The organism is Streptomyces sp. NPDC054783, assembly GCF_053611725.1.
Genome location: NZ_JBSHAY010000002.1, coordinates 179513 through 193273, shown reverse-complemented (window position 1 = coordinate 193273; position 13761 = coordinate 179513). Strand labels below are relative to the sequence as shown.

The window sequence follows — 13761 nt, the reverse complement described above, 5'->3', positions numbered from 1 at the left end:
TCCCGGAAGAATGTCTGTCCCGGACTGGGACACGAGGCACCTCGCCATGGTGGGGTCGGGTGCAGACTTGAGGTTAACACTACCGGATCCAACAAACATTCCCCCTCTCCAAATCCGGCAACCGTGTGTCAGGTCGCAAGCGGCAGCACGCTCGCTCCCTGGACATCGAGGTCCAGCCGGTTCGCGGCCCAGCCCACGCCCGCGAGGTGGGCCACCTTGTCGGCGCTCTCGGCGTCGGCCAACGCCATGACGGTGGGTCCGGCGCCCGAGATGACGGCCGGGATGCCGTCGGCGCGCAGCCGCTCCACCAGCGCGGCGCTCTCCGGCATGGCCGGGGCGCGGTACTCCTGGTGGAGGCGGTCCTCGGTGGCGGGCAGCAGCAGCTCGGGGCGCCGGGTGAGCGCCTCGACGAGCAGGGCGGCACGGCCCGCGTTGACGGCGGCGTCGACGTGCGGCACGGTGCGCGGCAGCAGGCCGCGCGCGGTCTCGGTCAGGACCGGCTTTCCGGGCACGAAAACCACCGGAACGATGGAATCGCCGGGCTCCATCCTGATCGCCCGGGCGGCGCCGGCCTCCATCCAGGACAGGGTGAAACCGCCGAGCAGACATGCGGCCACGTTGTCCGGGTGGCCCTCGATCTCGGTGGCCAGTGCCAGCAGCGCCGCGTCGTCCAGACGGGCCTCGCCGCCTATGGTCACCGCGCGGGCGGCGACGATGCCGGCGCAGATGGCGGCGGAGGAGGAGCCGAGGCCGCGGCCGTGCGGGATGCGGTTGGCGCAGACGATCTCCAGGCCCCGGGGCTGCCCGCCCAGCAGATCGAAGGCGGTGCGCAGGGAGCGGACGAGAAGGTGAGACTCGTCACGCGGAAGGGTCTCGCTGCCCTCCCCCGCGATGTCGATGTGCAGCCCGGAGTCGGCCACCCGGACGACCACGTCGTCGTAGAGCCCCAGCGCGAGGCCTAGGGCGTCGAAGCCCGGGCCGAGGTTGGCGCTGGTGGCGGGAACGCGCACCCGGACGGCGGCGGCGCGGAACGCTGGACCGGCCATCGCTCGTTGACTCTCCTTGAGCTGCGTGACTGTCGAAGACATTCGATACGTACGTGGAGACCCTCCGGCCGCGCAGACGGCGCGGCGTCGCCCATATGCGCAGCCATGTGCCAGGCATATGCAACGGGCGGGTTCAGTACAGCCTATCGAAGGAAGGTTCTGTGGCGACATAGGGCGCACAGGAGGCGCACGATGCGTGTCGCAAGCCCCCTGTGCACCCTGTCAGGGTTTTCCCGGGGTTCAGGCCAGGCCGAGGCGCTCGGCGGCGGCGACCGCGTCGACCGGGACGGTGACCGGCTGCGGGGCGCCGGCGACGGCCCAGTCGGGGTCCTTCAGGCCGTTGCCGGTGACCGTGCACACGATCTTCTGGCCCGGGTCGACCTTGCCCTGCTCGGCGGCCTTCAGCAGACCGGCCACGGAGGCGGCGGAGGCGGGCTCCACGAAGACGCCCTCCTGCGCGGCCAACAGCCGGTAGGCGCGCAGGATTTCACGGTCCGTCACCTCGTCGATGGCGCCGCCCGACTCGTCGCGCGCGGCGAGGGCGTACTGCCAGGAGGCGGGGTTGCCGATGCGGATGGCGGTGGCGATGGTCGACGGGTCCTTGACGACCTCCCCGCGCACGATCGGAGCGCTGCCGGAGGCCTGGAAGCCCCACATGCGCGGGGTCTTCGTGGCGAGGCCGTCGGCGGCGTACTCCTTGTAGCCCTTCCAGTAGGCGGTGATGTTGCCCGCGTTGCCCACCGGCAGAACGTGGATGTCGGGGGCGTCGCCGAGCATGTCCACGATCTCGAAGGCAGCCGTCTTCTGGCCCTCGATACGCACCGGGTTGACCGAATTGACCAGCGCCACCGGGTAGTTCTCGCTCAGCGAGCGCGCGAGGGTGAGGCAGTCGTCGAAGTTTCCGTCGACCTGGAGGATCTTCGCGCCGTGCACGAGGGCCTGGCCCATCTTACCCAGGGCGATCTTGCCCTGCGGGACGAGGACGGCCGAAACCATGCCGGCCCGCACGGCGTAAGCAGCGGCGGAGGCCGAGGTGTTGCCGGTGGAGGCGCAGATGACGGCCTTGGCCCCCTCCTCCTTCGCCTTGGAGATGGCCATGGTCATGCCGCGGTCCTTGAAGGACCCGGTGGGGTTGGCCCCCTCCACCTTCAGGTGGACCTCGCAGCCCGTGCGCTCGGAGAGCACCTGCGCGGGCACGAGGGGCGTGCCCCCCTCGCGGAGCGTCACGACCGGCGTGGTGTCGGATACCGGCAGACGGTCCCGGTACTCCTCGATGATTCCGCGCCACTGGTGGGTCATTGTTGGTTACTCTCCTTCAACCCGCATGATGCTGGCGACACCCCGCACGGTGTCGAGCTTGCGCAGCGCCTCGACGGTCCCGGACAGGGAGGCGTCGGACGCGCGATGGGTGACGACGACGAGGGCGGCCTCGCCGTCCTTGCCCTGCTGGCGCACCGTATCGATCGACACCCCGTGCTCGGCGAACACGGTCGCGACCTGGGCGAGAACACCCGGTTTGTCGGCGACGTCGAGACTGATGTGATAGCGCGTGACGACCTCGCCCATGGGCGAGACGGGCAGGGCGGCGTACGCCGACTCACCGGGCCCCGTTGCACCGTTGAGTCGGTTGCGGCACACGGCGACGAGGTCACCGAGCACGGCGGAGGCGGTCGGGGCACCGCCGGCGCCCGGGCCGTAGAACATCAGCTGACCGGCGGCGTCGCTCTCCACGAAGACGGCGTTGTACGCGCCGCGCACGGAGGCGAGCGGATGGGTCAGCGGAATCATGGCGGGGTGCACGCGCGCGGTGACGGACGCCCCGTCTTTCGAGCGCTCACAGATGGCGAGCAGCTTGATGGTGCAGCCCATCTCCTTCGCCGAGCGGAAGTCGGCGGCGGTGACCTCGGTCATGCCCTCGCGGTAGACGTCGTCGAGGCGCACGCGCGTGTGGAAGGCGATGCCGGCGAGGATGGCGGCCTTGGCTGCGGCGTCGAAGCCCTCGACGTCGGCGGTCGGGTCGGCCTCCGCGTACCCGAGGGCGGTGGCCTCGTCGAGCGCCTCCTGGTAGCCCGCGCCCGTGGAGTCCATCTTGTCGAGGATGAAGTTGGTCGTGCCGTTGACGATCCCCATCACCCGGTTGATCTTGTCGCCGGCGAGGGACTCGCGCAGCGGGCGGATCAGCGGGATGGCGCCGGCCACGGCGGCCTCGTAGTAGAGGTCCTTGTCGTTCTCGTCCGCCGCGGCGTGCAGCGCGGCGCCGTCCTGGGCGAGCAGGGCCTTGTTGGCGGAGACGACGGACGCCCCGTGCTCGAAGGCGGTGGTGATGAGGGTCCGGGCGGGCTCGATACCGCCGATGACCTCCACCACCACATCGATGTCGCCCCGTTTGACGAGGGCGGTGGCGTCGGTGGTGACGAGGGCCGGGTCGATGCCCTCGCGCACCTTGCTCGGGCGCCGTACGGCCACGCCCGCGAGCTCCACGGGCGCCCCGATCCGGGCCGCGAGGTCGTCGGCGTGCGTCGTCATGATGCGCGCCACCTCTGAGCCGACAACCCCACAGCCCAGCAGCGCCACCTTCAGCGGACGCGTACGCATCATCCGACCTCGTTTCCTCATACCGTCTACGGTTGGACCAGTCTCACTCACCGGACGGGAGTTTCTACCCTTGGTCCGGATCGTGAGACATGTATTTCATGGGTTCGGGGCTGAAAGACCGGAGATCTTCCAGCCCTCCAGTGGGGGGCTAGCCGACGTCGAGACGCAGGAGGTCCTCCTCCGTCTCACGCCGTACGATCACCCGGGCCTCGCCGTCCTTCACCGCGACGACGGGCGGCCGCAGCACATGGTTGTAGTTGCTGGCCATGGACCGGCAGTACGCACCGGTGGCCGGCACGGCGATGAGATCCCCCGGCGCAAGGTCGGCCGGCAGGAACGCGTCCTTGACCACGATGTCCCCGCTCTCACAGTGCTTGCCGACCACGCGGGCGAGCATGGGCTCGGCGACGGAGGTCCGGGACACCAGGGCGACGCTGTACTCGGCGTCGTACAGGGCAGTGCGGATGTTGTCGGACATGCCGCCGTCGACGGACACGTACGTCCGCAGCCCGTCCAGCGGCTTGACGGTGCCGACCTCGTAGAGCGTGAAGGCAGTCGGCCCGACGATGGCGCGCCCGGGCTCGACGGAGATGCGAGGGGTGCTCAGCCGGGCGGCCTCGCACTCGCGCGTGACGATCTCGGTGAGCGCCTTGGCGATCTCGTGGGGCTCGCGGGGGTCGTCGTCGCTGGTGTAGGCGATACCGAGCCCACCCCCGAGGTCGATCTCGGGCAGCTCGACACCATGCTCGTCACGAACGTCCCTGAGCAGCCCGACGACGCGGTGCGCGGCGACCTCGAAGCCGGACATGTCGAAGATCTGCGACCCGATGTGGGAGTGGATCCCGATCAGCTCGAGCCCGTCGAGCTGCAGCGCCCGCCGCACGGCCTCCGCGGCCTGCCCGCCGGCCAGCGGAATCCCGAACTTCTGGTCCTCATGGGCGGTGGCGATGAACTCGTGCGTGTGCGCCTCGACGCCCACGGTGATCCGAATCTGGACCTTCTGCCGCTTGCCCAGGGACTGCGCGATATGGGCGACGCGCACGATCTCCTGGAAGGAGTCGAGCACGATCCGCCCGACCCCGGCGCGGATGGCCCTGTCGATCTCCCCCACGGACTTGTTGTTGCCGTGGAAGGCGATGCGCTCGGCCGGCATGCCGGCGGACAGGGCGGTGGCCAGCTCGCCCCCGGAGCACACGTCGAGGTTGAGCCCCTCCTCGTCGAGCCACCGCACGACGGCACGGGACAGGAACGCCTTCCCGGCGTAGAACACGTCGGCGCCGGCCCCGAAGGCGGTGCGCCACGCACGCGCGCGTGCGCGGAAGTCGGCCTCGTCGAGGATGTAGGCGGGGGTGCCGTACTCCTCGGCGAGGGTCTTCACATCGACGCCGCCGACGGTGACGACCCCGTCGGCGTCACGCCCGACGGTCTGGGCCCACACCTTGTGGTCGAGGGCGTTGAGGTCGGCGGGCGGCGCGGAGTAGTGCCCCTCGGGCAGGACGTCGGCGTGACGGGGCCCGGCGGGATGGGCGGAACGGCTCATGGCGGTGACTCTCAGACTCTCTGTCTCTCTCCGGGCATCTCTCGCGAGAGGCCTCAGAGGTATTCGGGTGCGTCGATGCCGAGCAGGGACAGGCCACCGGCCAGCACCGTCCCGGCGGCTTCGGCGAGGGCGAGCCGGGCGCGGTGGGCGGCCGAGGGTTTCTCCTCACCGCAGGGAAGCACGCAGGGCAGGAAGGGCAGCACGGCATCGGCGACGGTGACGAGATGCCGGGCAACCCGGTCCGGGGCACGGTGAGTGGCGGCCGCGGCGAGGATGCGGGGGTGGTCGGCGAGGAGGGTGATGAGGGTGGTGCCGTCGGCGGTGGCACGACTGCTGGCGGGGCCGTTCACGGTGACACCGTTGGCGGCGGTGGCACGGCTGCTGGTGGGGCCATCGACCGTGACACCGTTGACGGCGGTGGCACGGCTGCTCGTGGGGCCATCGACGGTGACACCGTTGACGGCGGTGGCACGGCTGCTCGTGGGGCCATCGACGGTGACACCGTTGACGGCGGTGGCCGGGGTGGTGCGGGCTGGGCGGGCGTCGGCGGAGGGGCCGGGGTCGAGCGGGCCGGGGTCGACCCGGGCCGTGTCCAGCAGGCCGGACTCGGGTGGACCGGAGTCGAGTGGACCGGCCCCAGGCATGCTGGTATCGAGCGTGCCGGCGTCGAGCGGGCCGGGCTCGGCGGCGAAACCCAGGCGGGCGGCGTTGCGGCTGAGGGACCGGATACGGGCATGGGCGTACCGCACCCGGAACAGCGGATTGCTCTCCCGCTGGACCAGATGGTCGGCGGTGACCCGGGGCCGGTCGTGCGGGGCGGGATGCAACAGGGCCCACTGGGAGGCGTCGTGGCCCAGCGGCGCCGGATCCTCCGGCGCGGGCACGGGCCGCAGATTGACGGGCTCACCGTGCTCGACGGTGGCCCGCCCGCCCTGCGTGGCCACGATCCGTACGACGGCGTCCGCGACGACCTCGGCCCGCACCTCGTACGGCACCCGCAGCGCGACGACCTGCCCGGCGAGGGCGTCGCCGTGCCCGTAAGCGGCACCACGGTCCCGGATCTCCCGGACGAGCCCGGCGACGAGGCCGCCCCGCTCATCGAGGCTGATGTTGAGAAACCCCGGCCCGGTCACGACGACGTCCCGGATGCCGGCGGCACCGACGAGCCGGGGCCGCAGAATCTCGGCGACCCGCCGCGGGGGCTGCCCGGCGGGCCGGGCGAGCTGCAGAGCGACGTTGGTGGCGAAGTCCCCGCACCCCCCGGGCCCCGGCTCGGTCACCACGACCCGCTCGGGCACGGCCACACTCAGCTCCCCGTCGTCGACAGCACAACGCACCGCGTGCAGCACGGTGCGGGACAACTCGACGGGGGTCACGGGACAAGCGTAGGGGAGGAGGGGGGTGGGTAGGCGAAGCGGTTCTTACTGTGGGACGGCCCTACGACCGCGCCGCACTCGCAACCGATCCGTGGCCGGCCCGGCGGACGGCCACCTCAGCCACCGGACGAGATCCCACCCGGCACGCCATCGGAGATCCCGTCGGCGACGCCCCCGGGAACCCTGCCGTCACCCCCGCCTCCACCCGCGCCACCCGCGCCGTCGTCCCCGTCCCCATCACCCTCTCCGCCGCTGCCCCCACCGCCGCCGTGATGTCCTCTCCGTCCTCCCCCGCGCCCGTCTCCCCCGTCGCCCCCACCCCCGCCCCCGCGCTCGATCAGCTGCTTGACGAGTCGTACGAGCTCGGCGGGCTCGAAGGGCTTGGCGAGGAAGGCGTCCACGCCGACGTCGAGGCCGGTGTCGACCTCGTACTGCGTGCACGCGCTGATGATGGCGAGGGGCAGATGATGCGTACGGGGGTCGGCCCGGAGCCGGGCCGCGGTGCGCAGGCCGTCCAGCCGGGGCATGACGACGTCGAGCGTCACGACATCGGGCCGCACCTGGTGCACCACGTCCAGACACTCGGCACCGTCGGCCGCGGTCACGACCTCGAGCCCTTCCAGTTCGAGGTTGACCCTGATCAGCTGCCGGATGACCTTGTTGTCGTCCACAACAAGCACCCGACCCGAGGCGCCTGGCACAAGTCGAGAGTAGGTCCGGACCGGCCACCGCGTCCGGGTTTTCCCCACTTCCACCCCGTACAGGGGACCAGCCCGGCACGCAGTGGACCCACCCTGTCCGGCACCCGCGGAAACGGGTTCCTGATCACCCCGCCCGACCTGATAGTGTTCTACCCGTCGCCGCGAGCGAAGAGCTCCGCAGCCGACACGCCCCCGTAGCTCAGGGGATAGAGCAACGGCCTCCGGAGCCGTGTGCGCAGGTTCGAATCCTGCCGGGGGCACTCGCCCAGGATCAGCAGAAATCAGGCGCTGACCAGGGCGGATGCCGAGAGAAGAGGGCGAGAGTCAGTCTCACTGACTCCCGCCCTCTCTCGTTGTCTCTCAGTGGTCGCGACACACCTCCGACACACTCTGCCGCCCACCAACGATGGCCCGCTTGGCCAGGAGCCGGCGGAATTCGCCCACTGGCTCGAATGAGGCTCGCAGCGCGTGCGCCCCACCCAGGAGCATCGGAATGCCCGGCGAACGTCGCAGCCGACATTGTCGGCCTGGATGGGCAGGACAAGTTCCCCAAAGGGGTACGTACAGACAACAGAGACGCCAAGCGCGGCAAGGAGGCCGGGGATCCCGAAAGGATGGCCCTCCCTCGGAAACAACCACAGCCCGCCCCTGGCACCAGTACGCTCGCGACATGCTTAACGAAGCCGTCACGCCTCCGGGGTATGCGGATGCTCCGTCGCCGCATGAGGGGCGAGTAGAGCGCGCCAGGCTGGCCCTACAGCAACTCGGCATCGACTACGGGCCGCTCAACTGGGACGCCATGGAGAATGCACTCATAGCCTCAAAAAGGAGGTTGGTCGGGCTCGGACGCCAAGCGCTAAGAATCTTTATCCTTGGCATTCTTGAACACATTGCATTTGCCGTATACACTACAGAACGCCCCAATTCGATACCATTTCTGTGGTTCCAATGGCTCACCGGCACCCCTGAGCGCTTCACTCCTGGACAGATCAATGAGACGTGGGCTCAGATGCTGAATCATGGTTTGGGGGCCGCGGGGGCTTGGGCGACCGCCAATCTCGGATGGCGCGCCATGACGGCGGTGTTTCTTATGTGGCTATTTCATGAGCTCCTTGTTGGAGCACTCCTCTGGCTCATCCTTCTGGGGCTCACCGATCGGCGATCGATCTGGCGCCCTGCGTTGCTGAACACTCCTGTAGGCCCGGCAGTTGACTTGGTGACCTCCTGCCGGGATGCCTTCCGGTCCCCTTTGGGGGCGAGGAATCAGAAGATCGCTGCAGTCGAGGATGCCACAGAGCGCCTCGCGCGCAGCCTGAACGCGGCCGCACGCCATGGCGGCGGCATGACCAACCGACGCGCGCAGCGCACAGCCATGCGAACCCATGCTTGCAAAGTGATCGCGGCTCTGTATGCCACAGAAAACGAGCTTTACACCGGCCCCGACGAGGCACTCAGAAGGCTTGCACAGCATGGAATCCGGATCGCTGACAATCATGCCGCTGGGCGTATATGTGCCCTTCTGCCCGACGAGGAACTGACGGGCACTGACGGTGACCGCCTGGAAGGTCAGCAGTGGGCCATCACCGTCAGCGTTGGCCTAGGACTGTCATTCATGGTATGCGTGCCAGCGATGTGGCTACTGCGGGTGCAAGAACAATATGCACTTGCCACGACGGTTCTCATCATTACTGCGGTCGCCTTCTGGCGCCACGGCACGCGGGGTTCCGAGAGGTTGCTGGCGCGTCTTCACAGAGGATCTTCCTCGCCGTCCGGCCCGAACGCGTTGTAACGTCCATCGACAACCGAGACATGCCAGATATGCGCACGGTGCAGATTTAATAGTTACTATCACACACTATGGATAGAAGAACGTTATCCAGGGATAAAAGAAGGCGCTGCGGGGATGACACATAGCTAACCCCGCAGCACCCATGACCAATCTCTGTTATTCGTCTCCCTCTTGCCTCAACGCTAAATCGATTCGCGCATTGGCGACTTCCTCATGGCCGTCGATGCACCCGTGGTACCGCCGGTGAATCACCTCTGGCGAGTTACCAACCCGGCGAGCTACTTCAGCGATCGGAACGCCCGCGTTCAGCCATCGTGTGATGCAAGCGTGCCGCAAGTCGTACGGACGTCCGGCCAAGGGCGAGTCCACGCGCTCGGGCGGAAGCGCGTACTTCCGTGCCTCTTCCCACACGCGCCAGTAAGTGGACGAGCCGACCACTCCCCCGCGCTCGTTGCCGAACACGCGCCCTTCCTTGGCTGTCCCGAACTCCTCCAGATGCGCCCGGAGGATAGTGACCAGGACGGGCGGGATGGGCACCGGCCGGTCGCTGGTTGCCTCCCGCGCCTTCAGACCCCGGCGGTCATGCCGCTCCCCGGAGTCGGTCCACTGCTTGCCGGAGACAGGACGCGTCTCGCGCAGCGTCAGCGTGCCCCAACCCGAGTCGGGCAAGTGGCAGTCCGACAGTCGAAGCCCAACCGCCTCGGCGGGCCGGAGCCCCGCGTAGTACAGCGCCGCGTAGAGGGCCACCAGGCGCCGCCCACGGCAGCGATCCCACGACCCAACGTAGGAGACGGCTGTGAGCAACTGCCGCGCCTGCGCGGCGTTCACCAGGACGCGGCGGTCCACCACGTCATTCGAGCCGATGTGTTTCCGGCGGGCCCGCTGAAGCGGGTTCTCCGGGATCTCCCCGGCGACCAGGGCGTGTTCGAGGGCGGTGTTCAGGCCGCGGCGGCGCCGCTTGTACGTGTCGCCCGCCGCCGGGGTGCCGTCCAGCTTGTAGCTGACGCGGTACAGCACCTCCTCGAACACCTCAGCATCGGCAAGGTCGCCCAACGGCCGGTCGGTCGTGGTGACCCACTCGTACGCGGCCTTGAGTTCGGCCGGCGGGTCCTCCCCCTCGTCCGCGGGCACGATCCCCCACCGGAAGGCCAGACGAAGGGTCTCATCGTCAGGAGCGTCGTCCCCGCGCTTGACCATGGCGAGAGTCACGGCGGCGAGACCGTCGGCCATGCCTTCACGGGTCTTGGCCGCAGCTGTGCGCCATCGCCCGGCCACGTACTTGCGGCAGAACTCGAACCACCGCGCGGGCGGTTCGGCGTCCGCTGCTTCGGCGGCTTTGGCCGCTGCGCGTACCTCGGACTCCGGCAGCCCCGATTCGATCTCGAATGCTTCACCACGCCGATTCATGGCCTGCCACAGCTCGGACCGTCGGCTCTCCGCGAGAGCCAATGTGGTGAACGTGCCGCCGTGCACCCGCCCTGCGACCACCCACCGGAGGCGCCACCTCGTACCTTTCGACGAGTATCTCGAACATCCGGCAGCATGCGTCGGGCGTATAGCGCGGCTGTCGTTCCCCAGCCGCGTCCTCCACCGGGAAGCGGACCATCCTCATCGCGGGTGCGGCCGAGGCGTCCACTCGGTAAGCCGCCACGAGCAGGCTGCCGAGCTTCTCGTCGGAGACCTGCGACAGATCCGGGTGCCTGTCCTGGTCCTGAAGTGGGAAGTCCGGGTCGGTCAGCGCGCGCATTAGCCGGGCGGCGAGGTCCGTCAGGCGCCTCTCTTGATCTGTCGGAGGATCGTCTTGTCGGTGATCTTCGTGTCGGTCGCGAGTAGGAACGCCTTGCTGAGGATCAGGGAGAGCCGTTCATCCTCGAACGGCAGGAACACCTTGCCGTCCCCCGAGCGCCGTGCCGGGACGATGCACAGGTAGCTGTCGTCCGGTTCCATCAGGATGTTGGCCAAACCCAGATGGATTTTGTACGTGCCCAGGTCCCCGCGGACCACCAGGAAGCGGCCGTCGAGCGAGCACCGGCCGGCGATCTTCAGGCGCGGCAGGATTCGTTCCAGCGTCTCGCGGCGGACCTCGGCACTCACTGTCAGCGCACCGAACGTAGCCGTCCGCCAGTACCCGGCATAGCGATCCTCGCCCCGGTCGGTCCAGTCGGGATCGGCGGCGATCGATGCCACGCCCACGAACAGATCGACGTCCCGCATCGCCTCGCTGAACACCAGCGGGGGCACCTCCGCCAGCGGAACCTCCCGCCAGCGCCGGCCAACCCGCCGCTCGAAGCGGACCTGGTCCGTCGCGGCGTGCTCGGGCGCGTAGCCGCCGTCGTCGTCCGCGGCGGGCTCGTGGTGGAAGCATGCCCGCCACTGGCCGTCGCCGAACTCTCCCCGCGCCTTCCCGTCGTAACCGCCGTCGTACCGGCCGAGGAAGTTGGCCTGCCAGCCGCGTTCCTTGAACAGCGCGTAGAGCTGCCGGTAGTGGACGATGTGGGCGGCGAACCGGTTGGAGTAGACGCCGGTCTCCTCCTCCGCCGGGGTGAGGAGGTAGATCTCCCGGAAGGCCTGTTTGAACGGCTGCCGCAGCCGCTCGGCAACGAGCCGCTCCCGCCATGTCCTGATGTCATCCGCCGTCGCCCGGATCGGATGCCACAACCGGACGCGCTCGGGTTCGCCGGGCGGCTCGGCCATCGGGGACATCGCACGCCACTCGCCGTCCGCATCCTCGACGTTCCGGTACTCCCAGATCAGCCCGCGGACGAGAGTTCCGGTGACCGGATGGTCGCGGTAGTAGCGGCACCACTCGTCATACGGCCACTCGCGCCCGGCCGACATCAGCGCCTCGACACGGGCCCGCTCCCCCGACAGTGTCCCCCGCACCTCCTTGGCCAGGGCCTTCAACTCTTTGAGCTCGTCCGGGAAGCCGTCCTTCACTGTCGCCGGGGCCGTACGGGACGTCCGGCCGTCGGGGCCCGTGAAGGTGAGCCGCACCGTCACCGCGTCCTCTACCGTCACACGCGCCCGGTATCCACCCAGCTCCCGCTCGAACGAGCCGTCTGGCTCCAGACCGTGGCCGGGCACGCTGCGCTCGATCAGCTGGCCCGCCGTGACCCCCTGCCTTGCGGCGGACGCCACCAGCGCGGTGTCGAGCTGCTTGAGCAGAGCCCGGTGCCTGATCTGCGATTGCAGCCGCCACAGAGTCTCCAGTGCGGCCGGATCGTCGACCTCGACCAGCGCGTTGATCGCCGCGCCCGCGAGCCTGAGGTCCTCGACCACGTCGGCCCTGGGGCCGCCGGTCCGCAGGGCGAGCGCGCCGAGATACGGCACAGCTGTCGGCCCGCCGGTCAGTGTGGCTGCCCAGACGATGCCGCGCGCCAGATCCCCGTCGTTCTGGTGAACGACGTAGTGGTAGTGGTACGCGCCGGAGCTCCAACGGGTGGCCGGGCCGCTTTCCCGGCTGCACAGCGGATCGTCCTCGGCCAGCGCCCGCAGGATCTCGGCCGCCAGATCGCGCGCCGAAGCGGCGTCCATGAGCGTGCGGCACGTCCGCCGCCACCGCTGCGAGGGACGCGGCCCCGACAGACTCCCCAGGTGCCGGACGAAGTCGGCCAGCTCCGGCGTCGGCACCGTGTTCGCGCGGTCGCGCAGCGCGGCGGCCCAGGGGGCGTACGGCGGGATGAGCCCCTCGGGGATGCGCGCCTCGTCCACGCTCGCGAGCAGCGCGCGGAGGCGCTTGACGAGCGGTCCGTGCTGGTGCGCGGGGATATCGCCGCTCATGAGCTTCGCGTGAGCGTGCCGCAGCCTGGGGGCGATCGCACGGCAGCCGTTGGCGCCGAGCCGCTCGGCGGCATCCAGCGCCGCCCCTAGGGAGCCGGCAGACCAGAAGCCCATGTCGAACTCGGTGACGTGGCACAGCATCACCGCGACCTCGTCCGGGGTCCAGCCATGCACCCGTGAGACCACGGTCTTGATCTCGGAGTCGTACCGCCAGGATCCGGTGTTGTCGAAGCGGGAGGCCAGCATCAGGCACAGGGCCGCGGCCCTGCCCTCCTCGTCCGAGGAGGCCGCAAGCCGCCCGTCGATCTCGGACTGGGTCGCCGCGCGTATCGCCTGGATTCGCTCGAATTCCTGCGGTCCTCGCAACGCCGCGGAGGCGTCCCACCGGGGCTCCGTCCGCTGACGGTCCAGGAGGTCGACGAGCCAGCGGACGCCGTCGAGGGCGGCAGACCTCACGTCGTCGAGCGAGTCGTTCCTACGCGATTCGGCCACCAAGGCTTCGTAGAACATAGGCGAGATGATGGCAGGGGACACTGACAAGACAACCAACGTGAAGGGTCATCGCGCCTGTTGAATCACGGGTCCAACTGCCGGTAGCCAGAAGTCGTTCCGGGCACGGTGTCCCGGGGAGCGGGCCGTGTCAGGGCCGGCGCACCCGATGGCCATGCATGTCCGAAGCGACAAGAACCGCCGCCACCATCGCCGTGATCACGCGCTACCGATTCAGCCGGACAAGCGCCTGGATCACCAGCTTCCCGCCCCCGACCAGTGGCTCTCGCTGTGCCCATTTTCCGAGTCCCCGCCGGGGCACCCTGTATAAGGTGCCCAAAGATCCCGCCACCAGCGAGAACGCTGAGGACGGGGTCTTCGCGTATGCGCAGGCGTAGGCAGCGCTGAGCGGCCCCAGGACGGGGTCTGTGGACTATTCGTGGAC

General features: G+C 69.3%; 9 protein-coding genes and 1 tRNA gene. 2 read left to right on the top strand and 8 right to left on the bottom strand.

Annotation, left to right across the window (positions count from 1 at the left end):
• Positions 1-128: 128 nt before the first annotated feature.
• From thrB to ACWGJ5_RS05135, 6 genes are all read right to left on the bottom strand, one after another.
• Complete coding sequence (thrB, locus tag ACWGJ5_RS05160) at positions 129-1046, bottom strand: homoserine kinase (protein ID WP_453308417.1); 918 nt, start codon at positions 1044-1046, stop codon at positions 129-131.
• A 240-nt stretch (positions 1047-1286) separates the two neighbouring features.
• On the bottom strand, positions 1287-2345 hold the full coding sequence (thrC, locus tag ACWGJ5_RS05155; protein ID WP_453308416.1) for a threonine synthase: 1059 nt from the start codon (positions 2343-2345) through the stop codon (positions 1287-1289).
• 6 nt (positions 2346-2351) lie between these two features.
• Positions 2352-3644 (bottom strand): homoserine dehydrogenase, encoded by a 1293-nt coding sequence (locus tag ACWGJ5_RS05150; protein WP_453308415.1) that lies wholly within the window; start codon positions 3642-3644, stop codon positions 2352-2354.
• A 145-nt stretch (positions 3645-3789) separates the two neighbouring features.
• Positions 3790-5181 carry a diaminopimelate decarboxylase gene (lysA, locus tag ACWGJ5_RS05145; protein WP_453308414.1) on the bottom strand — a complete coding sequence of 464 codons (1392 nt, stop codon included), beginning with the start codon at positions 5179-5181 and terminating at the stop codon, positions 3790-3792.
• Positions 5182-5234: 53 nt separating this feature from the next.
• Positions 5235-6557 carry an ArgS-related anticodon-binding protein NrtL gene (gene nrtL / locus ACWGJ5_RS05140; protein ID WP_453308413.1) on the bottom strand — a complete coding sequence of 441 codons (1323 nt, stop codon included), beginning with the start codon at positions 6555-6557 and terminating at the stop codon, positions 5235-5237.
• Positions 6558-6673: 116 nt separating this feature from the next.
• The gene (locus tag ACWGJ5_RS05135) at positions 6674-7258 is read right to left on the bottom strand and encodes a response regulator (RefSeq protein ID WP_453308412.1); all 585 of its coding nucleotides are present in this window, start codon (positions 7256-7258) and stop codon (positions 6674-6676) included.
• 188 nt (positions 7259-7446) lie between these two features.
• Here ACWGJ5_RS05135 and ACWGJ5_RS05130 point away from each other — a divergent pair.
• Both ACWGJ5_RS05130 and ACWGJ5_RS05125 read left to right on the top strand, forming a co-directional pair.
• Positions 7447-7518, top strand: a tRNA-Arg gene (locus ACWGJ5_RS05130).
• Positions 7519-7928: 410 nt separating this feature from the next.
• Entirely contained in the window at positions 7929-9047 is a 1119-nt protein-coding gene (locus tag ACWGJ5_RS05125) for a hypothetical protein (RefSeq protein WP_453308411.1), read from the top strand.
• Between the two features lie 156 nt (positions 9048-9203).
• Here ACWGJ5_RS05125 and ACWGJ5_RS05120 read toward each other — a convergent pair whose 3' ends face one another.
• Together ACWGJ5_RS05120 and ACWGJ5_RS05115 are read right to left on the bottom strand one after the other, a co-directional pair.
• Complete coding sequence (locus ACWGJ5_RS05120) at positions 9204-10535, bottom strand: tyrosine-type recombinase/integrase (protein ID WP_453308410.1); 1332 nt, start codon at positions 10533-10535, stop codon at positions 9204-9206.
• Between the two features lie 279 nt (positions 10536-10814).
• Positions 10815-13337, bottom strand: coding sequence for a DUF4132 domain-containing protein (locus ACWGJ5_RS05115; protein WP_453308409.1), 2523 nt, complete (start codon positions 13335-13337; stop codon positions 10815-10817).
• Between the last annotated feature and the right edge of the window lie 424 nt (positions 13338-13761).

Bases quoted from the DNA above. Each gene is read 5' to 3' on its own strand.
- thrB (WP_453308417.1), bottom strand. From the start codon at position 1,046: ATGGCCGGTCCAGCGTTCCGCGCCGCCGCCGTCCGGGTGCGCGTTCCC.
- thrC (WP_453308416.1), bottom strand. From the start codon at position 2,345: ATGACCCACCAGTGGCGCGGAATCATCGAGGAGTACCGGGACCGTCTG.
- ACWGJ5_RS05150 (WP_453308415.1), bottom strand. From the start codon at position 3,644: ATGATGCGTACGCGTCCGCTGAAGGTGGCGCTGCTGGGCTGTGGGGTT.
- lysA (WP_453308414.1), bottom strand. From the start codon at position 5,181: ATGAGCCGTTCCGCCCATCCCGCCGGGCCCCGTCACGCCGACGTCCTG.
- ACWGJ5_RS05125 (WP_453308411.1), top strand. From the start codon at position 7,929: ATGCTTAACGAAGCCGTCACGCCTCCGGGGTATGCGGATGCTCCGTCG.
- ACWGJ5_RS05115 (WP_453308409.1), bottom strand. From the start codon at position 13,337: ATGTTCTACGAAGCCTTGGTGGCCGAATCGCGTAGGAACGACTCGCTC.